The organism is Paenibacillus curdlanolyticus YK9 (assembly GCF_000179615.1).
Lineage (GTDB): Bacteria > Bacillota > Bacilli > Paenibacillales > Paenibacillaceae > Paenibacillus_T > Paenibacillus_T curdlanolyticus.
The window spans coordinates 51,509-73,938 of record NZ_AEDD01000012.1 but is presented as its reverse complement, the minus strand read 5'-3'; the positions used below and the strand labels follow the sequence as shown (position 1 = coordinate 73,938).

Genomic DNA, 22,430 nt, shown 5'->3' with positions numbered 1-22,430 from the left:
TATCGAACGTAACTTTTTACGCTGGAAGAAGTCTATTACTTATAGACTTCATAGATGGGAGAGTTGTACCAACATGTTAGATCGCTACAAGGTTCGTTTCGTACCTTTCAACCATAGCTTGACCCGTAAAGCAATCGTCGTCGTTATTGGGGGCGCGCTGCTGCTGCAGCCGCTTCAAGGGGTACTGCCATTCGCATACGAGAAAGCAGCAGCGGCATCAACGGCCGATACACTGAAAACAGCGAATATGACGATGACGGAGCAGAGCCGTCAGCCGATCGCCTCCGGCGTCAATCGAATCGATTATCGCTGGACGCCTGCGAAGGGAAATGGCACGGTCAACGTTCATGTGATCGAGGTTGACCTGACCAATCCGTATGTTCAACTAAACGCGATGAGCGGCAAAGGGAATACCGTCGCGAACTTGAGTAACGTGCTTAATTTGGCCAAAGAAAACGGTGCTGTCGCAGCTGTCAATGCGGATGTGTTCCAAACGGGCAGCTCGTCCGACAATTCGCCAATGGGCCCGCAAATTACGAGCGGCACGCTCATGTCCGGTCCGATGCAGCTGAAAGGGATGTATTCCTTTGGCGTAACGAAGAGCAAAGCGGCATCTATCGACTTGTATAGCTTCGATGGCAAGCTGACGGCGGAGGACGGCAGCGCGTTTCCAATCGCAGGCATGAACGAGTCGGCTTATCGAACAGAGCCGAACAATGGGTACAGCCATGCGAATGCGATTTATGTATACACGAGCGCCTGGACGGCTGCGACGCGTCCGAAGGACAGCAATACGACCCCGACGGAAGTGCTCGTGCGTAACGGGAAAGTCGTTCAGATTACGAAGAGCGGCGAAACGCTGCAAATGCAGCCGCCTGCGGATGGTTATATTTTGCGAGCGCATGGTACGGCGGCGAAGTTTATCAATGAGCATTTGACCGTCGGTTCCGCCGTTAATGCCGACTATTCGCTCGTATCGCAAACGACTGGACAAAAGATCGACACGGCATCCTATCAAATGATGGTAGGCGGGCATACGATTCTTGTGGAGAATGGCAAAGCGGCAGCTTTCTCGCGGGACATTAGCGGCGTCAGCGGCTCGAGCGCCGTCTATCGGACGGCAGTCGGGTATACGAAGGATGCGAAGAAGGTGCTTATGCTCACGGCTGAGGGGACATCGACGCGCAACGGGATGACGCTCAAGGAGCTGCAGGAGGCGATGGTAGCGCTCGGCGTATGGAAGGGCGTTGACCTGGATGGCGGCGGATCGACAACGATGGTAGAGCGTCCGCTTGGCGAATTCGCGCTCAAGACGGCGCATCCAACGACAGGAGGCACGTACCTCCGTCCAGTTGCCAACGGCATTGGCGTCTTCAGTACGGCGCCAAAAGGGCAATTGGCTGGCCTGATGCCAGGCGGTGCGAACACGCTGTTTATCGGACAGACCGCAGATTATAGCCTGAAGGCGTACGATACCTATTACAACCCAGTGGATGCAGGAGACTTGAAGCCGCAATGGAAGGCGACGGGCAGCATCGGCATGTTTAACGGATCGACGTTTACTGCGCTTAAGTCAGGACAGGGCGCGATCAAAGCGTCAGCAGCAGGCGTCACCGGTGAATTGCCTGTCAATGTAATTGGCGCTGATCAAATTGCGAGCATGACTATCGACGCATCGGCTGGTTCGTTGGAATCAGGAGCGCAAGTGAAGGCTACGATAAAAATTACGACAAAAGACGGACTCAATTATACGGTGCCTTCCGAATCAATTAAGTGGGAGTTCAAAGGCTTTAGCGCATCCGTTAGCGGCAATAGCTTCACGGTCGACAAAGTGAATAGTGGTGCTGCAGTCGGATATGCGATTGCCCGATATGACGGGTATCCCGCCATGCTTACGCTAACGCAAGGCTCCGCCTCTACGATGTGGGAAACATTCGAAAAGGTTGCTTACGGCATTACATTTGAATCAACCGATGGCGCATCAGGGAGCGTTCAGCTGGTGAACGGCTTGTCTGGCAAAGAATCGTCAACGGCGCTGCAGCTTCGTTACGACTTCACGTCAGGAATCGGTTCGGGCAAAACGCTCGCAGCATACGCAGCGCTTAACGGCTCAGGCCGTCAAGTAAGCGGAACGCCAAGCGGCATGGCGTTGGATGTCTATGGCGATAACAGCTTCAACTGGCTTCGTATGGAAGTGAAGGACAGTGCGGGCAAGCTGGCTTACATCGATCTGGCGAAGTCGATTAATTGGACGGGCTGGAAGACGCTAAAAATCGATTTTGCTACCTACAGCTTGAATTATCCGATCACGATCAAACGGCTCTATGTCGCGAATATCGCGCAAGATCAGGATGAACGCAGCGCGACAGGCGCGGTCGCTTTTGACGATATGACGATGCTTTATCCACCTTCTCTTCCGGCATTGGAGCGCCCATTCGTTAAGCTGACGCTGAACCAAAAAGCAGCAACAATCGGCAGCACGGCTGTTAAGCTGGATGTTGCGCCGATTGCCCTTAATGGGGTCACCTACCTTCCGCTCGTATTCATCGCCGATGCGATGGATGCGCAGGTCGGCTGGGAATCCGCTGAGAAGCGCGTAACTGTCATTCGCGGAGATCGGATCATCGATATGCAGATCGGCAGCAAGGATATTATCGTTGATGGCGTACGCCAGCCGGCAGCAGCCGCGCCGATTATTCGGGATGGGCGTACTTTAGTGCCGCTTCGTTTAATTTCGGAGCAGCTTGGCCTAAAGGTTGGGTTTGATGGCGCGACGAAGTCGGTAACGGTCGAGTAACCGCTCACAATAGGTATTCCGCATGATTGCTATTAGTCGGTAATATATGGTTTTCTAGGATGTAGGAAGTTTTGTTATAATGAAGACAGCTTCCCTACATAGAAAGGAAACCAGAGCGGATATGGATACTCGGATTCAAGACATTAATAAAGTGATTAGCAATGCGATCAGCGTCATGGAAGATAGTAAAGTTCAAATCTTTGAAATATGCGAATCGGCGCGCAAGGAGCTCCAAGCGCTGGAGCAGGAGCTCAATGAGGTGCTGCGTGAAGCAGCCGAAGTCATTGAGAAAGTGGACCAGCTGGAGCATAAGTATCGGCTTGCGCGCATTCGTTTGACAGAGGTTAGCCGTGATTTTGTCACGTTTAATGAGCAGGACATTAAGAGCGCCTATGAGAAAGCTACGCAAATTCAAGTCGACAAGCTGATGTACAGCGAGAAAGAGCAGTACTTGAAGGCGAGGCGGGACGATCTGCAGAAGCGGGTCAAAAACGTCGATCTTTCGATCGAGCGGGCGCAGACGATCCATTCCCAGATTAATGTCGTGCTCGAATATTTGTCAGGCGATTTGAACCAAGTGACACGCATTCTTGAATCCGCCAAAAACAGGCAGCTCATTGGGCTAAAGATCATTTTGGCACAGGAAGAGGAACGAAAACGGATTGCGCGCGAGATTCACGACGGCCCGGCACAAGGACTGGCGAATCTAGTTCTTAGGATGGAAATTGCAGAAAGAATGATCGTGAAGCAGGAATTTGAGATGGTGCAGCACGAATTAATAGACTTGAAGGCGCAAGTACGTACCGGTCTCGAGGAAATCCGCAAAATCATATTCAACCTGCGACCGATGGCATTGGATGATCTAGGTTTGGTGCCGACTTTACGGAAATATGTGCAGGATTTTGAAGAAAAAACACGGATTCGGACGACATTCGAGACGATCGGTCGAGAAGTTCGACTGCCCTCCGCGATGGAGGCTGGGATATATCGACTAGTTCAAGAGGCGTTTACTAATGTCATGAAGCATGCCAATGCTACGTTCGTGTCCCTCGAGATGACGTATCAGGCCCAATTGGTGAAAATCTGCGTGGTGGATAATGGGGTCGGCTTCCAAGTCGAACCGTCAGAAGCGAAAACAGAGCAGCCAGGGTCTCATTTCGGTTTAATCGGAATGAAGGAACGCGTCGAGTTACTGGAGGGGAGGATGGAGATCGAATCGGCTAAAGATCAGGGAACGAAGATCACGATCCACATTCCCGTAAACGCGAAGGAAAGAAAGGAGTAACATGACGATGGATGTAAAAACAACGGTCGATAAGAGACGAATTAAACTTCTTATTGCGGACGATCATCAGCTTTTCCGTGAAGGCTTGAAGCGGATTCTGAATATGGAAGACGATTTGGAAGTTATCGGAGAATGCCATAACGGAATTCAAGTGCTTGAATTTTGCAATCATACACAGCCGGAAATCGTGTTGATGGATATTAATATGCCAATCGAGAACGGTGTCGTTGCAACCGAGCGTCTGCGCGACATGTTCCCCGAAATAAAAGTTATTATTTTATCGATACATGATGATGAGAGTTATGTGTTCGAAACGCTCCGCAAAGGGGCGACGGGCTATCTGCTCAAGGACATGGAAGCTGAAGCTCTAATCAACGCCATTCGTTCGGTCATGACGGGGCATTCCTACATACACCCCAAAGTGACAGGCAAGCTGATTAACCAGCTCCGCCGCATGACCTATCTCGACGAGATGGGAGCGGTATCGGGCGCTGCAGCGGGCAAGGAGACCGGCGTGAAGTTCGTTGCGGGAGAGGACAATCCACTGACCCGCCGCGAAGCGGAAGTGCTGCGTCTCATGGCAGAAGGCAAAAGCAATAAGACGATCGGCGAGTTCCTGTTTATTAGCGAGAAAACAGTTAAGAATCACGTCAGCAGCATTCTTCAAAAAATGGAAGTTGACGATCGCACGCAAGCGGTTATCCATTCAATCAAGTTCGGTTGGGTAACGCTATAATTCATTCAGGCATTCTTATTTCTCATCATCCGAAGCCGTTTTTGGGCGAACCTGTCCAAAGGCGGCTTTGTTGCGTTTATGGGGGCAGAAATTATTTTTTGGCGGGATGCAGGGGTTCGCCCCTCTCGTTCGTCTATTACATAGGGAAAGGGGGGAGAGAGATTCGCGACGAGGATATTGTTCAGAAGGTGCTCAGCGGGGAAAAGGAATGGTTCCGTGTGCTAGTGGAACGCCACCGTCAATCGATGTACGCGGCTGCCTATGCCGTCCTGCGGGATGCGCAGCAGGCTGAGGATGTGATGCAGGAGGCGTTGCTGCGCATCTATCTCTCTCTCCCGACTTGCCGTTTGGATGGGCTGAAGACATGGATGACAAGAATTGTCGTCAATGCCGCTATTGATGCCCAGCGCCGAGAACGGAGGCGTCTGGAGGTAACGGAGCAAGCTGCGAAGGACGAGCAGCTGCACAACGCGGGAAGCATTGGCATTAGCCCTGAGGAAACTTGGCTGCGTAAAGAAAGCAAGTCGCAGCTGAACGGACTGCTCGAAGCCATGCCGGCAGGTCAAATGCGGGTTGTGAAGGCTTATTACATGGATGAATGCAGCCAACGCGAGATCGCTGTACAAGAGAAGGTTGAACTCAAGTCGATTGAATCAAGGCTGTACCGGGCGAGACAGTGGCTGCGGTCGCAATGGGAGAAGGGGGACGGTACCTAATGCATTGGAGCATGCAGCAATGGAAGGATTATTTTCAGGGCGCATTGACGGACATGGAGCGGGAGCAGGCAGAAGCGCATTTATACGAATGCGATGCTTGCTTGGAACGATGGATGGCAGCGATGGCCGAGGCACAGCAAGTTATGCCCATGCCGTCCCTCTCGGAGGAGACGGCGATCGCGCTGACGGATGAGATTATGGCGGGAGTTGCTGAGCTGCCTGATTACGGTCAAGCGGCTGGCTACCTAACAAGCGAGTATGAGCAGCAAGATGCGAAGGACGGGTTGTTTACGACGACGAGCATAACGAAACTTGCTGGCCAAGCCAAATCGCGTCGGGGCAGCGAGAGCCAGCGCTATCGCAGGGACCGCCGACGAACAATGGTTCATTATGCGGCTGCTGTCTGTATCACCTTTGCGCTGATGTCTACCGGAGTTCTTAAAGGGGTCCATGCCCAGCCGCCTTCGCCGCCAACAATGGAGGAGGCCGCGGTATCAGGCGCAGAGGGGCTTGAAGCGGGCAAGGCATCTTATGTCGAGCGTGTTATGAAACGGACGGTTGGCCTGCTGGATGAATGGACGGACAGGGCTGCAGGCGGCGAGCATCATCAAAATCGAGGGGAGAATTAAATCGTGAATCCAGTTGCGATTTTACTGCTGGGCTTTATCCCGGGAGTCGGACATTATTTGATTGGGCGCAAAGCACGGGCTGTTGTGTATCCCGTGCTTATTGTTGGAATTTTGGCGCTGCTGTTTATGGCGGCCATCATGGCTGAAGCGGTTGATCCGCTTGTTGTGGGGATCGTCATCGCTTTTTTCATCTGGGTAATCCAGATGATCGATTTGGTCGTTGGGCTGCTGCGCTATTCGCGTACGCAGGGTGCTTCATCGGGCTATAGCATGGCACAAGGGTTTCAAGCTGCATCCCATGCAGGCTTTGAAAGCGCGCTGGGGCAAGGAGAGATACAGCCGCGGTTTGCGGAAGCGGGGACGCAAGATTTTTATAATGGGCAAGGCCTAGCCAGCCAAGTGAAGGCTCAGCAGACGAACGAGCGCTTCTATACGATTCTCTTATCGTTCGTACCGGGCCTTGGGCATTTGCAGCTCGGCTTGCTGCAGCGAGGCATTACCTTCATGGTAGGATTCTTCGGCTTATTTATGATGATCGTATTCGTCAGCATGCTGTCGAATCAGCCAGGCTTCCTCGTTTTTCTCGGGGCATTGCCGATTATCTGGGTGTACAGCATGTTCGATGCGGTGCGGATGGTAGGCCGCAAACAAGCGGGCGAGACGCTGGTCGATCGGTCAGTGCTGGAGGATTTTGAAAGCCATAGGGAAAGCGGCAAACGCAGCCGTTGGGTAGCGATTTTACTATCGATTTTGCCGGGTGCCGGCCACATGTATCTGGGGCTGCAGCGGAGAGGGTTTCAACTGATGGCTGGGTTCTTTATCGCTTTCTACCTGCTAGATACGCTTCGGCTGTCGCTGTTCCTCGTTTTCTTGCCGTTGATCTGGTGCTACTCGCTGTTTGATGCGCTCCAGCATGTATCGCGAAGCGAGGAGAGAGGGAATGCGGCGATGGAGGATCGTCCGATCGTTGAATGGCTCGTGAATCGCCAGCGCTGGGTTGGTATCGGCCTGCTGCTGCTGGGCGGATATTATGTATTCGATCAAATCGGATTGGATCTAATCCAACGGTATTATGGCGATTTTCAGCTTACCTATGAAATTAAGCGGTATGTCCAAACAGGTGCGGTTGCATTGGCCTTCGTGATCGGGGGCGTAAAGCTGCTGCTTGGCGGCAAGCGCGGCGAGGAGGCGGCTGATCGTGGCTAATCCGGCGAATCCGCCTGTCAAGCAATGGCGTGTGGGAACATGGTCGATGGGCATAGCGCTTATTATGACGGGGGCCCTCTTGGGCGCCGCTCAGTTCAACGGAACCTCGGGCTGGATCGATCATATATGGTTATGGTGGCCGCTGCTTGCCATCGTGCTGGGTATTGAAATTATCATTCATTTGGCAATGAGTAAAGAGCAAAGCCCGATTATTCGTTATGACTTGTTCAGTATCGTCGCTTTATCGCTCGTAGGCGGATTATGCTTGTTTCTCGCTGCTGCACAGTCGACAGGCATACTGGATGAAATGAAGCAATCGTTAGATTCGGAATATCGCACGGTTTCCATCGCGCCGGTTGAGCAAGAGCTAGAATCATCGGTGAAGCGGATCGTTCTGCAGGCAGACGAGTGGCTTGGCGGTTCGATTCGCGTCGATGCCGCGCCTTCAGTCGATGGGGCTGCTTCTAGAGCAGCCGCTTTTGGCGATTGTCGCATTGCCGTTTCAAGCGGAGGAAAGGAGCCAGCAGCGATTGAAATGGCGCGTGCGCGTACGGTAGGCGGAACGATGTATATTAGCCTGCATAAGCCTGCCGAAGGCCGCGGGTTCAACGATACGAGCGCGCGATGCAACGCGACCGTCGTGTTGCCTCAGCAGATGCCAGTGGAGCTGGATACGGGCAATAATAACGTGACGCTCGCTGATGGAAAGCTGCCTCAAGGGTGGTCGCGGACGAAGCGGCAGTAGCTTAAAGCAGTAGCCGTAAGCGGGAGAGCAGGCTGGGGTGCGTTAGAATGGCGGCAGCGGGAGAGCAAGCAGAGGAGCGCTAGTATTGCCGGCAGTGGGAGAACAAGTAGAGAGCACAGCATCGTCGGCAGCACTGCGGCTAAAGGTGAAAGCGAAGCAGGATTGGCCGAGTTAACGGAGCAGAGGAGAGACTGAGGGCGTGCTTCTATAGCTTGGCGTCGTTGGGCGTCATTGTAGTTTATACAACGCCGGAAGCTTTAAATGGTTCAGATGGGCGGACTGTTGCAGATGGTACAATGAGAAATCAGACGATTTGACGGTTTAACCGCTGATTGGGTGCGGGGAGGGCGATTTCCTTGCACATACTGCAACGGGGACATCTATTGTTGTCTCGTTCTGATCATTTCATTGTACAGTGTGCAATGAGCATTAAGCTTATTGTACTGTGTGAGCTGCGTTGCGAGAAGGTGCTTGTGAACTGCAGGTGGACACGAATGCGAATGACAGGGCAGCGAAGCAAGAACAGAAGAATAGTGCCATCGTGTAAGCCGTTAACCGTAGTTTGTTGTCCTCTTCGCCCGTAACCGATGGGCGGCGCGCCGCATATAGTGTCGCATAAGGAGGTGGCCGAGATGATTTCATTGCTCGCGCTTGTACTCGGCAGCTACGTGCTTGCGGCGTTGTCGGTACACCTAATCCGTTACTATGCCAGTCGAAGGAATAAGGCTGAAAGCAGGCACTATGTGCTCTTCGCGCGCAACGATGCGCCGCGAATGGAATGGTTTATCCGCTCCATTCATTGGTTTTCTTCCCGCTCGGGCACGGACGTACGCATTACGATCGTAGATTGCGGCTCGTCTGACGAGACAGTAGCGATAGCAGGACGGTTAGCTTCTTCAGGCTTGGAATATATCGTGGATGACGCCTATGTTGACCACGGCCGACAGCTGAGGTCCAGCAGCTATGATCGTGGAACAGCTCGAACGCAGGCAGGGCTAAATGGCAGGTTTGCTGAAGCGGGTGACGGTTTGGCGCGAACCAATCAATCGGTTTTTGTCGATTTGAACCGACCGGAGGATTTGGCGAAGCTGCCGTTATTCTGATCGCTGTTCAAGGCAGCCAGCTTAGCAAACGGTCTGTATGCGTCTTGCGGCTGGCTGGATAATGATTTACAATGGATGGGAATGAGCGAAAGTAAGCTCATCCGATATTCGGAATGACGATGAATGTAAGGCAAATAGCGTTTAAGGACGTGAAGCACACTCCTTCGCCAGTAGGCGATGAGTGTGCTTTTTTTGTGTGTTCATGCAAAGACGGACCTCTGTGCGGGGATTAGTTGATCATGTCGAGGAAGTGGCTGGGTAAATAAGGGGGAGCAAGAGAATATGAAGGCGGATGTATACATGGTTTGCATTCAAAATCAATGGAAAGCGGCATGGACGCTAGAACTGCAGACAGATATGGCTTTCTGGCAGCATGAATGGCGGGAGGAGGCAGTGATGTGGCGATGGGATGCCAAGCTACCGCTTAGCCTTGCGGAAGAAGCCGTTTCGCGTTGGCACGAGGGGGAGGGGGACGAGCGGGAACAGGGGGAGTCGCTTCGGCTAATGCAGCGCTGCATCGAAGCAGCATTGTTGGCTAATGAAAAGGGGAGTTGCAAGGGCGGAGCTTTTCGGCGAGTAGATCTGCAGTTGACCGAGACGCGAGGGGCAGCCGCCGTGCCTGAGCATGTGCTTCAAGCTGTAGCGGCAAGGCTTCAAGGGCGGGCAACGCTTGCCGGCGAAGCGCTAGCGCTGCTTGCCGCTAGCAGCGAGCTCGCCTGCGTCGCAATCGCCGCAGGCGGCTGGAGCGCGCTAGCGCCTGCGCTCCAGTTGGCCTCGCTTCGCGGCCTGCTGCGCCTGCGCAGCGCGGTCGCGCCGCTGCCGCCCCCGGCTTCGCCGTGGCGCCGGCTGCTTCCCGCGCCGCTTCGGCGCGGGCGCCCATGGCGCCGCCGCTGCCTGCGATGCGGCAGCGGCGAAGCGCGGATGAACCGCACGGCATGCGCAGCGTGCGGTTCATCCGCGTGCGCGTACTGCGAGGCCTGCCTCACCATGGGTCGCAGCCGCGAATGCGGGCTGCTGATCCTTGGTGGAGGCGATAGCCGCCTCGCAGACGCGCACGGCGCCGCCTCCGCAGGCAGGCTGGCGGCGCCCGGGTTTGCCGCGGCGAGGGCGGCAGCCGCGCCTGCGCCCTCGGCGGAGCCGAGCCCGCGCTGGGGGCTCAGCCCAGCGCAGCACGCCGCCGCTTCGGCGGCGTTGCGCTATGCGCGGCCGAGGCTGGCTGCGCTGGCGGCAGCCGCGGGCACCGCGGCGCAAGACGCGCCCCGCAGCGAAGCGGGGGCGTGGCCGTCCCTGCCGGGGCGTGTGCCCGCCGCGGCAGTACAGTGGCCCATCGCGGACCGTGCGCGCCCGCCAGAGCCTGCGTGCCCGTCGCTGCCGGGGCGAGTGACCGCCACGGCAACGCAGTGGGCCACCGCGAATCGCGCGCATCCCCCACAGTCTGCCTGCCCGTCCCCGCCGGGGCACCTGCCCACCACGGCAGAATCCCCATCCCTGCCTCCAATAGCATTGGCTCCTTCATCAGCGCACAGTCCATCCCAACCCGCAGCGCCCTTCCTGCTCTGGGCCGTAACCGGCGCAGGCAAAACCGAGATGATTTTTCCGCTTATCGAAGCAGCGCTCGCAACGGGCGGAAGAGCCTTAATCGCCACCCCTCGGCGGGACGTAGTGCTGGAGCTGGATCCGCGCATTCGGCGGGCCTTTCCGGAAGCATCGGTCGCGACGCTTTACGGGGGCAGCGATCAACGCTGGGAAGATGGCCAGATTACGCTGGCAACGACCCACCAGCTGTTCAGACTTCATGAACGGTTCGAGCTCGTTGTGGTGGACGAACTTGACGCATTTCCATTCCACGGCGACCCGTTGCTTTACTACGCCGCATCTAAAGCGGGCAAGCCAGGCGGCGCCACCATTTTACTATCGGCTACGCCGCCAGCCCATTTACAACGAGCCGCTCGTAAACAGTTAATCGAATACGCCCGCGTGCCGGTACGTTTTCATCGGCATCCGTTGCCGGTTCCAGCCTACCTTCGAATGCCGAGGGTTGCCCAAGTTTTAGCTCGCCAATCCATCCCGGACCTGCTGCGACGCAAGCTGCAAGCGTCAATCGACCGCGGCGCGCAGTGTTTTATTTTCGTTCAACAGATTCGCCATGCCGAGCCGCTTGCTGCCCTGCTTCGGCGGGCAATGCCCAATTTGCCGATCGGCGCAACCTCGTCGCAGGACGCCGAGCGCTCCGAGCATGTCGTCATGTTCCGCGAGCGCAAGCTTCGCATGCTTGTGACGACGACAATTTTGGAGAGAGGGGTCACTGTGCCGAATAGCGACGTCTTTATTCTCGATGCGGACGGGAAGCTGTTTGACGAAGCATCGCTCGTTCAAATGTCCGGCAGAGCCGGCCGTTCAAAGGATGATCCGGCAGGGCGAGTCTACTTTTGCGCGTCCAATCGCAGCGAGCCTCAGCGCCGGGCGATCAAGCAAATTACGAGCATGAACAAAGAAGCATCCGTTCGCGGATTCCTGCTGCCAAGCGCTGAGCGCGCTAGGCCGCCTAAAGCTTCTCATTCTCAGCAACAGTCGACCCGCCCGATCTCAAAACGAGGACGATTACGATGATCTGGCCACTCCGTTATTTGATCACCCAATGCCGTACAGCGGCAGATCAGTTCGCTTCTCTGTTAAGCCCCTCGCCATCGCCCTGTCCGCTATGCAGCCTACCCGCTCATAAAGCAGCGCTCTTTCCGATTCAGGTCAGCGCACTCCTGCCTTCGAGCTCGATGCTCCGCCAATTGTGCAAGAGCTGCTCGGAGCAATTGCCATGGATTAACGCCATCGCATGTGCGGTATGCGGCCGTCCAGGACCATGCAATGACTGTGCGCGACGCAGCGAGGCTTATTTTATAAGCAACCGCAGTGCGGTACGTTACGATGATCGGATAAGGGAGTGCCTTGCCCTGTTCAAATATCGCGGAGACGAGAAGCTGTCCGCCCCGCTGTCCGATTTATTGGCTTATGCCTTCCGCCGATTAGAGCTGGAGCTGCTCAGCCGCAGCCAAAACTTCAGCGTGAAGTGGGAAGCTGTCGTTCCCGTGCCCGTCAGCGAGGAGCGGCTGCTGGAGCGCGGCTTTAATCAAGCGGAATTGCTTGCGAGGCAGCTTTGTACGCAGAGGAATCTGCCTCTGGTTGAGCTGCTGATTCGAACGCGCCACTCGGAGAAAAAGAGCCTGCAATCCCGTCATGCGCGCATGCAAAGCGCCGATGGCCTGTTTGCAATTGATCAGGCGGCGCTTGAGCGCCATTTTACACGCGGCTCCCTTTCAATCGCATCCGCAGCCTCCCCACAGCATCCGCGACATAACCAACAATCCATCCTTCGATTGCTAATCGTAGATGATATTTATACGACGGGAAGCACAGTCAACGCCTGCGCGCAAGTGCTGAAGGAAGCGCTGCAAGGGCATATCCCCCAAGCGGAGGTGCAAGTCTATGCAATAACCGTTGCGCGTTCGGGGTAAATCGACATATAATTTGCAGATATGATCGAAAAAGCTATGAAAAAGCGGTTCAGGTGAGGTAAAATAGCACTAATAAACAACTTGACCTAGCGTGGTCAAAGGGGGCTGCACCAAATGAATTTGGATAATTGTCCTCGCTGCGGCAAATTATATGCGAAGAACTTACGTGACCTATGTCCAGCCTGCATTAAGGATCTGGATCAACAATACGAGCTCTGCGCAACCTATCTCAGGGAAAATCGCGGCGCAACGATTTATGAAGTATCCGAGAGTACGGAAGTAAGCATCGCTCAGATTACGAGATTTATCCGTGAGGGCCGTATTTCGCTTATGGACATGCCTAATATGGGATACCCTTGCGAGATGTGCACGAATACGATCCGCGAGGGCAACCTTTGCGAGTCCTGCCGTTCGCGTCTGACGAAGGATATTAATAAATTGAATCTCAATACGGACAGACACGGATACAACACCAAGCAGGGCAACGGGGCCTATCAATCCGTTGACCGCCACCGGGATAAATATTAACGTTCAGTACTTTCGGTACATTTTTGGCATGTCAAGCTTTCCTATAAAAAAATCCAATACGCCGGCCGATAATACATGTAGATGATTATCGGCCCTTTTATTTTTGGGAACGACGAACGGAGTGGATAATGATGAAGATCAACGAAACCCAGCGGCTCGGCGCCGTCAATCCATATGCGAAGCATAACGAGCAGCGCGCAGCTGAGGCAAGCCGCAAGAAGAAAACGGACAATGTTCAAATCTCAGCCGAGGCGATGGAGATGCTGCAATCGCAGCAGAACGTCACGTCGCCAGAGCGTCAGAAGCAGATCGATGCGCTCAAGGAGCAAGTATCAACGGGTACGTACCATGTAGAGTCGGGCAAAATCGCAGAAAAGCTTCTCCCTTATTTGAAACAACAGGATCGGAACTAATCGGCGGAAGCGCGGGTGAGCAGCATGTCAGTGGCAGCAATAATCGAAACATTGGAGCAGATGGTCGTAGCGCATGAGGAATTGCTGGAGACGGCGCGGATCAAGAAGCATGCGATCATCGCGAATGATCTGGAGCAGCTGACCAAGCATATGATGACCGAGAATCGGCTTAACAAACGGATCGGGCAGCTAGAGGCCGAGCGTGGCTTGGAATCAACGAAGGTGATGGCTGCCAAAGGCGTGTACTCGCGTGTTGCGGTTACGCAGAAGCAATTGATGAGCGTCGTGTTCGAGGTAGAAGAGCGGGTGAGGCTCCAACAGCTCCACGAGCAGCTCGGCAAGGTTGTGAAGGAGCTAGTTAAAGTCAATGAGGACAACCAGCAATTGCTGAAGCAGTCGCTTGATTTTATTCAATTCTCGTTAGAGATAATCGTAAGCCCGGAGGACGAGAGCTACACCTACTCAAATCCGGCAGAGTTCAAATACGGTCCGTCCAACGCGGGACGATACAATTCGAAGTTCTAAGGAGCGTAATCGATGAGATCGACATTCCATAGCATAGAAACAGCCAAACGAAGCCTATTCACCGAACAAGCGAATATCAGCACGACGGGCCATAACATCGCGAATGCGAATACGCCGGGCTTCTCACGGCAACGCGTCAACCTCGTCGCATCCCGCCCAATCGAGGCGCCGGGCTACATGCGCAGCAACATCCCGGGGCAGCTCGGTACAGGCGTTGAGTTCACGTCGATTACGCGCGTGCGCGAGAAATTCCTCGACGACCAATTCCGCAACGCGAACCGCAGCCTCGGTGAGTGGTCGATCCAATCGGACACGCTGAGCAAGCTGGAAACGGTGTTTAATGAGCCATCGGACTCCGGTATCCGTACGGTTATGGATAATTTCTGGAAGTCGTGGACGGACCTCAGTAAAGATCCGGAGAGCATCACGGGCCGTAAAATCGTTCGCGAGAACGCGCTTGCACTAGTGGATGCGTTCAATGAGACAAGTAAACACCTGACAGATTTAGATGCGGATTTAACAACGAATATCGCGACCAAGACCGAACAAATTAACTCTATCGCAAAGTCAGTTTCGGACCTCAACTTAGAAATTAAACGTCTTGAGGCTTACGGCGATAACCCGAACGACCTGATGGATGAGCGTGATTACCTCGTCGACCAGCTTTCCAAGATGATTAACGTATCTGTTGTCAACACAGCTGATGGATATGACGTTTCGGTAGGCAACATTATGCTGGTAGACGGTTTGAATGCGCCGGGCACGACGGTTCAGGCACTCGAGACCCAATTCAACAGCGGGGGAGTAGTCGGTGGCGAAATCCAAGGCTTGCTTGTCTCACGCGACCAGATTCTAAAGGATTACGAGAGTCAGCTTGATGCAATGGCGGATACGCTTGTAAATGGAGAGATCACGATTACGATTCCAGCGGGTTCGACGTATAATGGATCACAACTAGCTGCGGATCTTACTACAACGGTTAGGGGCATTAACGGGCTGCATAACCTAGGTTATTTGTTCACGAATCCGCCGACACAAGCAGACGATATTTTCGTGACTAGTGATGGGACTCCTACTATTACAGCTGCGAACATCCGGCTGAGCCAAGATATCATTGATGATCCAATGAATATCGCAACTTCTTTGCGTACGGCAGTAACGAATGGCGTGAATGAGACGGTAAAAGGTAATAACGTCTTGGCTAATCTTATGGCAGGGCTAAAGGACACCAAGTTCCAATTCTCCCCCGTGGCCAGTCAAAACGGAATAACTAACGGCACGATTGATGAATTCTACGCTTCTATGATTGGGCAGCTTGGCTTGCAATCTCAAGAAGCAAATCGTCAAGCAACAAATCAGCAGGACATTGTTACCCAAGTCGATTCCCGACGTCAGTCGGTAAGCGGCGTTTCGCTTGATGAGGAAATGTCTGAGCTGATTAAATATCAGCATGCTTATTCAGCAGCGGCACGATTCATGACGACGATTGATGAGACGCTTGATAAAGTGATCAATGGAATGGGAATCGTCGGTCGGTAGATTGCAATTGCATTCTTAATTAGCAAATAAAGGCGGGCAAAGGCCCGCTTTCCTATTGAAAAGACTATCCGAGGGGGAATTAATCATGGCGCTACGCGTAACTCCAGGTATGATACAAGGACAACTCATGCGCAATATTAACCATAATCTAACTAGGATGCAGGGCCAACAGAATGATCTTTCAACAGGGAGAAAACTCAATAAACCGTCCGATGATCCAGTGGGCATTACCTATTCGCTCCGATACCGAAGCGAACTCTCAATGAATGAGCAATTTGACAAAAACATTGCACAGGCAAAATCGCAGTTGGAACATACTGATACAGTAGTAGGCCAGTTGAATGATATCGTACAGCGCGTTCAGGAGTTGTCTGTTCAAGCTTTGAATGGTACCAATCCGCAATCCGCATTGGATGCAATTGCTGTGGAAGTTAGCCAAATTTATGAACAGGCTATTACGATTGGCAACGATCAATTAAATGGAAAGTATATATTTAATGGACAGAAGACAGATAAAATACCATTTGATGCGGCGACCGCGGGAACGAATGCGGCCGAAGAGCCAGATGATCAATTAATACAAGTTCGTTTTGCTGCTGGAGTTACGGTTCCAATTAATGTGAAGGCAGAGGATCTTTTTGGTTCGAATGGCGATGCGGATAATTTATTTAAAGTGTTGAAGGACATAAAAAATGCATTAACTCCTGCCGGGAATATGGCGAATTTACAGACTGCGTATCAAAATCTTAGTACAAGATATGATAAGATTATTAATCTTCGCTCAGAGGTAGGGGCAAGAGTAAACCGCGTTGATCTCATTGACCAGCGGTTACAGGATTTGAATTTTAATCTTACGTCTCTTCAGAGTAAAACGGAAGATACGGATATGGCGGAAACAATCATGAAATATAATCAGGAAGAGGCAGTGTATCAGGCTTCTTTGTCTACAGGAGCCAAAATTATTTCTCCAACCCTTATTGATTACTTGAGATAGGGGGTGCACATTTGAACAACTTGCGGTTATCAATTCACCAAACTTTTGCTTCGATTGGAATCGATGCGGAGCCTGCAACACAGGAGATGAGGCTTCCGAGAGGTGAACAACTGATTGAGCAACCAGCAGCCAAGATGAACTTTGAATCAACCAATTCGCAGTTATCAATAGATTCCTCTCAGGCATGGCATGCGTTAGGTAAAGGGCCAAATTTAGAGTGGAGTAGTGCAATTTATAGTCAAATGAAATCGGTGTTTTTACAGAACCTTGCTCGCCAAGTAGAGGAAGGCAAACGAATGTCTAACATTACAAATCCTCGAAGCGCGTTTGCTGATTTGGCTCAAGATGCACTTTTCCGTGACAATTTGGTTGATTATCAGGTTGCTGAACCTAGTTATAATAATGTGAAACTGGAGTTTGCCCCAGGAGATGTTAGCACTGACATTGAAGCCTCGCCTGTAGTTATAGAATATACTCCCCATAAGGCGGAGATCGAGGCTTACCGAGGCAAATTGGATATTTACCTGAGACAAAGGAATTCGATATCTATAGAAGTATCTACGTATGACTTGTATAAATAATAATGCTATAGCGAAAGCTATAGCATTATTATTTATACAGTTAAAAAGAGTGCCACATGTGATTGGAGGCTTCACACGATGATCCACCAAGCATTACAAAATATGAGAATTGATTTGGCCAACAGTATAATTGGATTTGAACATTTGAAGTATTTCAAGCTAGAGGGGATTAATGAAGAAAGTCCTTACGCGATGTTAAATAGTGATGAGGACGAAGGGATCGGCTTTGTTGTTGTATCTCCTTTCGATACATACCCTGAATACGAATTCAGGATTAATGATGAAGTGTTAGAAAATTTGAATATTAAGCAACCTGAAGATGTAGCCGTATATTCAATCGTTACTGTTAAACAGCCCTTTTCGAAATCAACAATGAATTTAGTCGCACCAATTGTTATTAATGTGTCTCGAGGGGAAGGGAGACAGGTGATATTAAACCATACCGATTACAAAATTAATGCAGAGCTTTTCCCCCTAAGAAACGGAGAGGAAAAAACGTGCTAATTCTAAGTCGTAAGCGTGGTCAATCCATTGTGATTAATCAGAATATCGAAATATTCGTTACAGCCATAGAAGGCGAACAAGTGAAGATTGGGATATCAGCTCCAAAAGAGTATAGTATTGTTCGAAAAGAAGTTGTGGAAGACGTAAAGCAATCCAATAAGAATGCGGTTTCGACAAAAGATGACATAAGTCGTTTGAAAAATTGGGTAGAAAGTCATAAGTTTGATTAAAATTTCGGGAAAATAATTCGATTATCTATAAACTTAATCGAAGGACACGCCGATATAGTATTTGTAGGGTAGAAATCCTGCTCCACATGGAAGTGGACAATACAAATCAGGGAGGAAACAAACAATGATTATCAACCACAATCTTAACGCAATGAACTCACACCGCAACTTGGTACTTAACAACATCCAACAAGGCAAGTCGAGCGAAAAGCTTTCTTCCGGCTACCGCATCAACCGCGCTGCTGACGACGCTGCAGGCCTCTCGATCTCCGAGAAAATGCGCGCTCAAATCAAATCGATGAACCAAGGTATGCGCAACGCGCAAGATGGTATTTCGATGGTACAAGCGGCTGAGGGCGCTATGAACGAAGTATCCGACATGCTGACTCGCATGAAAGAACTTTCGGTTCAAGCAGCAAACGGCACGTATAACTCCACGGACATCGCTGCTATGGACTCCGAGTACCAAAAACTTAACACTGCAATCAGTGACATCGCTACTAACTTCCAATTCAACGGTATCACGCTGTTGGGTGGCGCTAGCAATGTAACGATTCAAACGGGTGGCGGCGCAGCTGATCAAGTTGTAGTTGACTTCACGAACGCTAACATCTCGAGCCTTGGTTTGACGGGCTTGACGGACAATGCTCAAGCAGTAACTGAAGGCGCATTGATCGATACGGCTATCGAGACTGTTAATACAGCTCGTTCGACGCTGGGCGCATTCCAAAACCAACTGGAGCATGTATACAACAACGTAGGCGTAAATGCTGAGAACCTCCAGGCGGCAGAATCCCGTATCCGTGACACGGACATGGCTGCTGAAATGATGAAGTACACGAAATTCAACATCTTGCAACAAGCATCGACTGCGATGCTCGCACAAGCAAACCAAGCGCCACAAGGCGTTCTGCAATTGCTGCGTTAATTTACAAAAAAAAGAAGAGGCCCACATTATGTGTGGGTCTCTTCTTTTTGTAAGGAGTGTTACTCTGTGAAAATCAGCGTCTGTATGATTGTTAAAAATGAACAGGAACAAATCGAACGTGCTCTTGCCAGCATTCCTGATCATTATGAGATTATTGTTATCGACACAGGCTCGACGGATCGTACGATTGAAATTGCTTTGAAGTATCATGCTGTAGTACATAGGTTGGAGTGGAAAAATCATTTTGCGGAAGCAAGAAATTTCTCCATTAGTAAAGCTACAGGTGAGTATATATTTATTTTGGATGCCGATGAAGAGATGGATTCGGATACACAACAAAATATAGAACGGTTTATCGAACTCCATAAGGGCCGGGCGGCCTCTGTTATGATACATAATGAATCGGAAACCGAGCCAACGAGACACCGGGCTGTGCGATTATTTCCGAATAATTCAAACTATAAGTTTGCAGGTTCAGTGCATGAGCAATTAACCAATCAGGGAAAACAAGTTGAGTATTTGAACAGCTCAATTACGATAAAGCACTATGGTTATTTGAAACAATCATATGATGATAAAAAGAAGTTTGAAAGGTATGTAAAGCTGTACGAGGAATCTTTGCGTAATAATGAAAATGATGGTTATATGCTGTATCAACTTGGGAAGTTATATTATTCGACGGGAAAATATCGCGAAGCATATGATCCACTCATGAAGGCGGTTAACCTTCAGCAACTCGACAAAATGTATTATCCTCCGCTTTTAGTAATGTTCGGATACACGCTCAAAGAACTGGGTATGGCTAAGAACGCTTACGAGTTTGTTTCTTCCGTTAGTGAACGTTATTCACAATACCCGGATCTTGCTTTCTTGAAGGGAATTCTTGCGATGGAGGCTGGGTTTTTCGATCAGATTGAACCTGCTTACAAGAAGGCGTTAGAGATCGGTGACACTGATATTTATACGACAGTCGTAGGATGCGGCACTTATAGGGCAGCTCATAATTTAGCTGTTTTTTATGAAGTTACAAACAACTTAGACTCCGCTAAATACTGGTATAGTGAAGCAATTCGTTACGATTTTGAGCCTTCCGTTAAAAGGCTAATGGAACTTTCAAAAAAGACTAAATAAAGGCAATATATAATTCGATATATATTATATATAGTAAATTCAGAGGGAGTGGGACGAATATGCCAATGAGACTGACAGGTCTAACCTCAGGACTCGATACAGAATCGATGGTTCGAGAATTAATTAAAGCTGAAAAGATGCCGGTAGATAAACTGTTGCAGAAGAAGCAAACGATTCAATGGAAAATGGATGATTATAAGTCAATGAATCTGAAGTTATCTTCATTCAGGGATTCGTTGTCTACGGCAAGGTTTTCAGGTGATTGGTCTAAATCTTCATCCGGAGTTCCTTTAACTGACGATGAGATTGTTGCAAAAGTAAAAGAAATGGCTAGTAAATACAACGATATGGTTTCCTCACTCAATACGGAATTGGATGAAGAGAAGTATCGAGATTACCAACCGCTTACTTCAGATCAAAAGGCTGCCATGAGTGAATCGGATATTAGCAATTGGGAAGCGAAAGCAAAGAGTGGTTCGTTGCGCAATGATGATGTGTTGGGCCGCGCAGTCAAAGATCTTCGAGGTTTAACATCTACTAAGCTTATCGGCAGCGACGTTAACACAAGCTTCGACACGTTGACGGAGATTGGCATCACTACTCCAGCCTATATGAAAGGGTCTGCTGACAACGGCAAGCTAATCGTGAACGAGACCAAGCTAAGGGCGGCACTTGCCACTAATCGTGACGATGTAATTGCTATGTTCTCCCGTCAAGATGCAGGGGCTGAGAGTGGAAAAGGGATTTTCCAACGTGCATATGAGATTGCAGACAAGGCAATCACCTCGATTACGCGTAAGCTCTATGGCGGTCTTACGACGGCAGAAAGCCTTTCACAACAAATCGGAAAGATTGACAGTAAGGTTACAGATATGAATGAGCGGATTTCAAAGCGTGAAGATTATTACTATAGAATGTTCTCAAACATGGAGAAGGCGATTGCGAATAGCAATGCCCAAATCTCGTGGCTTCAAAGCCAATTAGGGTAAAGATCCCAAGAAAGTAGAATTGGAGATGAGAAGGGGTATGGAGATAACTCAGAAGAGTCCCTCCGCGATCAGTACGACAAATCAAGAATCCAGACCTTATATTCAGGTAGCAGGGGCATACAACGAACTGAAAGAAAAGAGCAAATCCCAACTTCTGACCGTAAGCGAAAAAGCATTGGTTAGTGCAATTGACAAAGCCAATAAAGCGGTAAGCGGGACACCTCATGAGTTCAACTACAAGTATCACGAGGGTTCCGGTCATGTTATCGTACAAATTTTGAATAAAGAAACGCATGAAATTATTCATGAAATCCCATCAGAAAAGTTTATTGAACTCGTTGAAAAACTTCAAGAGCTGACAGTAGGTGCAATAATCGACGAGAAGAGGTGACATGCCGTAATGCTACAAGCACAAGCGAATTATGCAAATACACAAATACAGACGGCATCTCCTGGGGAATTAACATTACTATTGTACAACGGTTGCATTAAATTTATTAAAAAAGCACTTCAATCCATGGAGAATCAGAATGTTCATGGAAAGCATGAAAACTTCATTAAGGCACAAAACATTATTGATGAGCTTCAGTCGACTTTGAACATGGAATATGAGCTGTCGAACGGTTTGTTTCAGTTATACACGTATATTCAGGAGAAACTGTCATTTGCCAACGTAAAGATGGATCGGGCAGCTGCTGAGGAATGTATCCAGTTAATATCTGAATTAAGGGATACATGGTTAGAAGCGTTAAAGAGTTTGAAGCGCGGGGGAATAACAACATCATGAGCACTGAACATTCTATGAGAAATCATTTTACCCGATTGCAAGAAATGATCGACATCATTCATACGCTAAATCTAGAAGAAGAAGCAGACGTTAGTTTGCTTCTTTCTCTTCAGTCTGAACAAAAAAAGTTACTCGAACAGATTGTGTTGCATTCTTTATCGGCATCAGAAATGGAAGTTTTGAAAGATCTATTAGAACAGGAACGTGAATTGAATGTTAGATTATCTAGTGAAATGAATAAACTTAATAATCATATGACATTAATTCGTAAAGCTAAACAATCCAAATCGGCTTATCAAAACGATTTTTCGACCTATATGGGAGCGTTTATAGATTCACAAGAATAAATTTAGTAAAATAGTAACAGATTTTTGTAGAAACAAATTGAAACTGCATTACTTTTTTCATATAATATAAGTAACAAAGGCACACTTCCATACATTTAAATACTTGGCAAAGCTATAGAAATATAGTGACGCAAAGCTATGGGTCTTCGCACATTTTAGTGAAAGATCGCCAGGTTGCCCATTACTGTGGTAACAAACAATAGTAATC

General features: G+C 50.0%; 24 protein-coding genes and 1 riboswitch. All 24 genes read left to right on the top strand.

Features of this window, described 5'->3' with window-relative positions:
• Positions 1-73: 73 nt before the first annotated feature.
• The 24 genes from PAECUDRAFT_RS20295 to PAECUDRAFT_RS20180 all read left to right on the top strand — a co-directional run bounded on the left by PAECUDRAFT_RS20295 (position 74) and on the right by PAECUDRAFT_RS20180 (position 22,222).
• Positions 74-2,797, top strand: a complete 2,724-nt coding sequence (locus PAECUDRAFT_RS20295; RefSeq protein WP_006040020.1) for a stalk domain-containing protein — start codon at positions 74-76, stop codon at positions 2,795-2,797.
• Between the two features lie 121 nt (positions 2,798-2,918).
• Positions 2,919-4,082, top strand: a complete 1,164-nt coding sequence (locus PAECUDRAFT_RS20290) for a sensor histidine kinase (protein ID WP_040713589.1) — start codon at positions 2,919-2,921, stop codon at positions 4,080-4,082.
• A 7-nt stretch (positions 4,083-4,089) separates the two neighbouring features.
• On the top strand, positions 4,090-4,818 hold the full coding sequence (locus PAECUDRAFT_RS20285; protein ID WP_006040018.1) for a response regulator: 729 nt from the start codon (positions 4,090-4,092) through the stop codon (positions 4,816-4,818).
• A 98-nt stretch (positions 4,819-4,916) separates the two neighbouring features.
• Positions 4,917-5,534, top strand: a complete 618-nt coding sequence (locus PAECUDRAFT_RS20280; RefSeq protein WP_006040017.1) for an RNA polymerase sigma factor — start codon at positions 4,917-4,919, stop codon at positions 5,532-5,534.
• Positions 5,534-6,163, top strand: coding sequence for a hypothetical protein (locus PAECUDRAFT_RS20275; protein ID WP_006040016.1), 630 nt, complete (start codon positions 5,534-5,536; stop codon positions 6,161-6,163). The genes PAECUDRAFT_RS20280 and PAECUDRAFT_RS20275 overlap by 1 nt, the downstream gene beginning before the upstream one ends.
• Before the next feature lie 3 nt (positions 6,164-6,166).
• On the top strand, positions 6,167-7,369 hold the full coding sequence (locus tag PAECUDRAFT_RS20270) for a hypothetical protein (RefSeq protein ID WP_006040015.1): 1,203 nt from the start codon (positions 6,167-6,169) through the stop codon (positions 7,367-7,369).
• Positions 7,362-8,114, top strand: a complete 753-nt coding sequence (locus tag PAECUDRAFT_RS20265; RefSeq protein WP_006040014.1) for a hypothetical protein — start codon at positions 7,362-7,364, stop codon at positions 8,112-8,114. The genes PAECUDRAFT_RS20270 and PAECUDRAFT_RS20265 overlap by 8 nt, the downstream gene beginning before the upstream one ends.
• Positions 8,115-8,746: 632 nt before the next feature.
• Positions 8,747-9,217, top strand: a complete 471-nt coding sequence (locus PAECUDRAFT_RS20260) for a glycosyltransferase family protein (protein WP_006040013.1) — start codon at positions 8,747-8,749, stop codon at positions 9,215-9,217.
• Between the two features lie 282 nt (positions 9,218-9,499).
• Positions 9,500-11,827 (top strand): helicase-related protein, encoded by a 2,328-nt coding sequence (locus PAECUDRAFT_RS26480; RefSeq protein ID WP_006040012.1) that lies wholly within the window; start codon positions 9,500-9,502, stop codon positions 11,825-11,827.
• Positions 11,824-12,726, top strand: a complete 903-nt coding sequence (locus PAECUDRAFT_RS20250) for a ComF family protein (protein ID WP_006040011.1) — start codon at positions 11,824-11,826, stop codon at positions 12,724-12,726. The genes PAECUDRAFT_RS26480 and PAECUDRAFT_RS20250 overlap by 4 nt, the downstream gene beginning before the upstream one ends.
• A gap of 114 nt (positions 12,727-12,840) precedes the next feature.
• Positions 12,841-13,254, top strand: coding sequence for a TIGR03826 family flagellar region protein (locus tag PAECUDRAFT_RS20245; RefSeq protein WP_006040010.1), 414 nt, complete (start codon positions 12,841-12,843; stop codon positions 13,252-13,254).
• 128 nt (positions 13,255-13,382) lie between these two features.
• Entirely contained in the window at positions 13,383-13,667 is a 285-nt protein-coding gene (gene flgM / locus PAECUDRAFT_RS20240) for a flagellar biosynthesis anti-sigma factor FlgM (protein ID WP_006040009.1), read from the top strand.
• A gap of 24 nt (positions 13,668-13,691) precedes the next feature.
• A complete protein-coding gene (locus PAECUDRAFT_RS20235) occupies positions 13,692-14,192 on the top strand; it encodes a flagellar protein FlgN (protein WP_233516797.1) in 501 nt (166 codons plus the stop codon).
• A 12-nt stretch (positions 14,193-14,204) separates the two neighbouring features.
• Complete coding sequence (gene flgK, locus PAECUDRAFT_RS20230; protein ID WP_006040007.1) at positions 14,205-15,731, top strand: flagellar hook-associated protein FlgK; 1,527 nt, start codon at positions 14,205-14,207, stop codon at positions 15,729-15,731.
• Positions 15,732-15,816: 85 nt separating this feature from the next.
• Positions 15,817-16,725: a flagellar hook-associated protein FlgL gene (gene flgL, locus PAECUDRAFT_RS20225; protein WP_006040006.1), complete on the top strand. Its 909-nt coding sequence runs from the start codon at positions 15,817-15,819 to the stop codon at positions 16,723-16,725.
• Positions 16,726-16,736: 11 nt separating this feature from the next.
• Positions 16,737-17,306, top strand: coding sequence for a DUF6470 family protein (locus tag PAECUDRAFT_RS20220; protein ID WP_006040005.1), 570 nt, complete (start codon positions 16,737-16,739; stop codon positions 17,304-17,306).
• 78 nt (positions 17,307-17,384) lie between these two features.
• The gene (fliW, locus tag PAECUDRAFT_RS20215) at positions 17,385-17,810 is read left to right on the top strand and encodes a flagellar assembly protein FliW (RefSeq protein ID WP_006040004.1); all 426 of its coding nucleotides are present in this window, start codon (positions 17,385-17,387) and stop codon (positions 17,808-17,810) included.
• On the top strand, positions 17,804-18,040 hold the full coding sequence (gene csrA / locus PAECUDRAFT_RS20210) for a carbon storage regulator CsrA (RefSeq protein WP_006040003.1): 237 nt from the start codon (positions 17,804-17,806) through the stop codon (positions 18,038-18,040). The genes fliW and csrA overlap by 7 nt, the downstream gene beginning before the upstream one ends.
• A gap of 124 nt (positions 18,041-18,164) precedes the next feature.
• Positions 18,165-18,968 (top strand): flagellin N-terminal helical domain-containing protein, encoded by an 804-nt coding sequence (locus PAECUDRAFT_RS20205; RefSeq protein WP_006040002.1) that lies wholly within the window; start codon positions 18,165-18,167, stop codon positions 18,966-18,968.
• 66 nt (positions 18,969-19,034) lie between these two features.
• Positions 19,035-20,099: a glycosyltransferase gene (locus PAECUDRAFT_RS20200; protein ID WP_040713574.1), complete on the top strand. Its 1,065-nt coding sequence runs from the start codon at positions 19,035-19,037 to the stop codon at positions 20,097-20,099.
• Between the two features lie 59 nt (positions 20,100-20,158).
• Positions 20,159-21,088, top strand: coding sequence for a flagellar filament capping protein FliD (fliD, locus tag PAECUDRAFT_RS20195; protein WP_006040000.1), 930 nt, complete (start codon positions 20,159-20,161; stop codon positions 21,086-21,088).
• Between the two features lie 37 nt (positions 21,089-21,125).
• Positions 21,126-21,479 carry a flagellar protein FlaG gene (locus PAECUDRAFT_RS20190; RefSeq protein ID WP_006039999.1) on the top strand — a complete coding sequence of 118 codons (354 nt, stop codon included), beginning with the start codon at positions 21,126-21,128 and terminating at the stop codon, positions 21,477-21,479.
• Between the two features lie 9 nt (positions 21,480-21,488).
• A complete protein-coding gene (fliS, locus tag PAECUDRAFT_RS20185; protein ID WP_006039998.1) occupies positions 21,489-21,875 on the top strand; it encodes a flagellar export chaperone FliS in 387 nt (128 codons plus the stop codon).
• Positions 21,872-22,222 (top strand): hypothetical protein, encoded by a 351-nt coding sequence (locus PAECUDRAFT_RS20180; RefSeq protein ID WP_040713572.1) that lies wholly within the window; start codon positions 21,872-21,874, stop codon positions 22,220-22,222. Before fliS ends, PAECUDRAFT_RS20180 begins: the two co-directional genes overlap by 4 nt.
• Before the next feature lie 95 nt (positions 22,223-22,317).
• A riboswitch (cyclic di-GMP riboswitch) is annotated at positions 22,318-22,404 on the top strand.
• The last annotated feature ends 26 nt before the right edge of the window (positions 22,405-22,430 follow it).

Excerpts from the sequence above, each read along its gene's own strand:
- PAECUDRAFT_RS20245 (WP_006040010.1), top strand. The coding sequence starts at position 12,841 with ATGAATTTGGATAATTGTCCTCGCTGCGGCAAATTATATGCGAAGAAC.
- PAECUDRAFT_RS20275 (WP_006040016.1), top strand. The coding sequence starts at position 5,534 with ATGCATTGGAGCATGCAGCAATGGAAGGATTATTTTCAGGGCGCATTG.
- PAECUDRAFT_RS20190 (WP_006039999.1), top strand. The coding sequence starts at position 21,126 with ATGGAGATAACTCAGAAGAGTCCCTCCGCGATCAGTACGACAAATCAA.
- PAECUDRAFT_RS20290 (WP_040713589.1), top strand. The coding sequence starts at position 2,919 with ATGGATACTCGGATTCAAGACATTAATAAAGTGATTAGCAATGCGATC.
- PAECUDRAFT_RS20285 (WP_006040018.1), top strand. The coding sequence starts at position 4,090 with ATGGATGTAAAAACAACGGTCGATAAGAGACGAATTAAACTTCTTATT.
- flgK (WP_006040007.1), top strand. The coding sequence starts at position 14,205 with ATGAGATCGACATTCCATAGCATAGAAACAGCCAAACGAAGCCTATTC.
- flgL (WP_006040006.1), top strand. The coding sequence starts at position 15,817 with ATGGCGCTACGCGTAACTCCAGGTATGATACAAGGACAACTCATGCGC.
- PAECUDRAFT_RS20260 (WP_006040013.1), top strand. The coding sequence starts at position 8,747 with ATGATTTCATTGCTCGCGCTTGTACTCGGCAGCTACGTGCTTGCGGCG.
- PAECUDRAFT_RS20250 (WP_006040011.1), top strand. The coding sequence starts at position 11,824 with ATGATCTGGCCACTCCGTTATTTGATCACCCAATGCCGTACAGCGGCA.
- PAECUDRAFT_RS20180 (WP_040713572.1), top strand. The coding sequence starts at position 21,872 with ATGAGCACTGAACATTCTATGAGAAATCATTTTACCCGATTGCAAGAA.
- PAECUDRAFT_RS20235 (WP_233516797.1), top strand. The coding sequence starts at position 13,692 with ATGTCAGTGGCAGCAATAATCGAAACATTGGAGCAGATGGTCGTAGCG.
- PAECUDRAFT_RS20205 (WP_006040002.1), top strand. The coding sequence starts at position 18,165 with ATGATTATCAACCACAATCTTAACGCAATGAACTCACACCGCAACTTG.
- PAECUDRAFT_RS26480 (WP_006040012.1), top strand. The coding sequence starts at position 9,500 with ATGAAGGCGGATGTATACATGGTTTGCATTCAAAATCAATGGAAAGCG.
- fliD (WP_006040000.1), top strand. The coding sequence starts at position 20,159 with ATGCCAATGAGACTGACAGGTCTAACCTCAGGACTCGATACAGAATCG.
- PAECUDRAFT_RS20295 (WP_006040020.1), top strand. The coding sequence starts at position 74 with ATGTTAGATCGCTACAAGGTTCGTTTCGTACCTTTCAACCATAGCTTG.
- fliS (WP_006039998.1), top strand. The coding sequence starts at position 21,489 with ATGCTACAAGCACAAGCGAATTATGCAAATACACAAATACAGACGGCA.
- flgM (WP_006040009.1), top strand. The coding sequence starts at position 13,383 with ATGATGAAGATCAACGAAACCCAGCGGCTCGGCGCCGTCAATCCATAT.
- fliW (WP_006040004.1), top strand. The coding sequence starts at position 17,385 with ATGATCCACCAAGCATTACAAAATATGAGAATTGATTTGGCCAACAGT.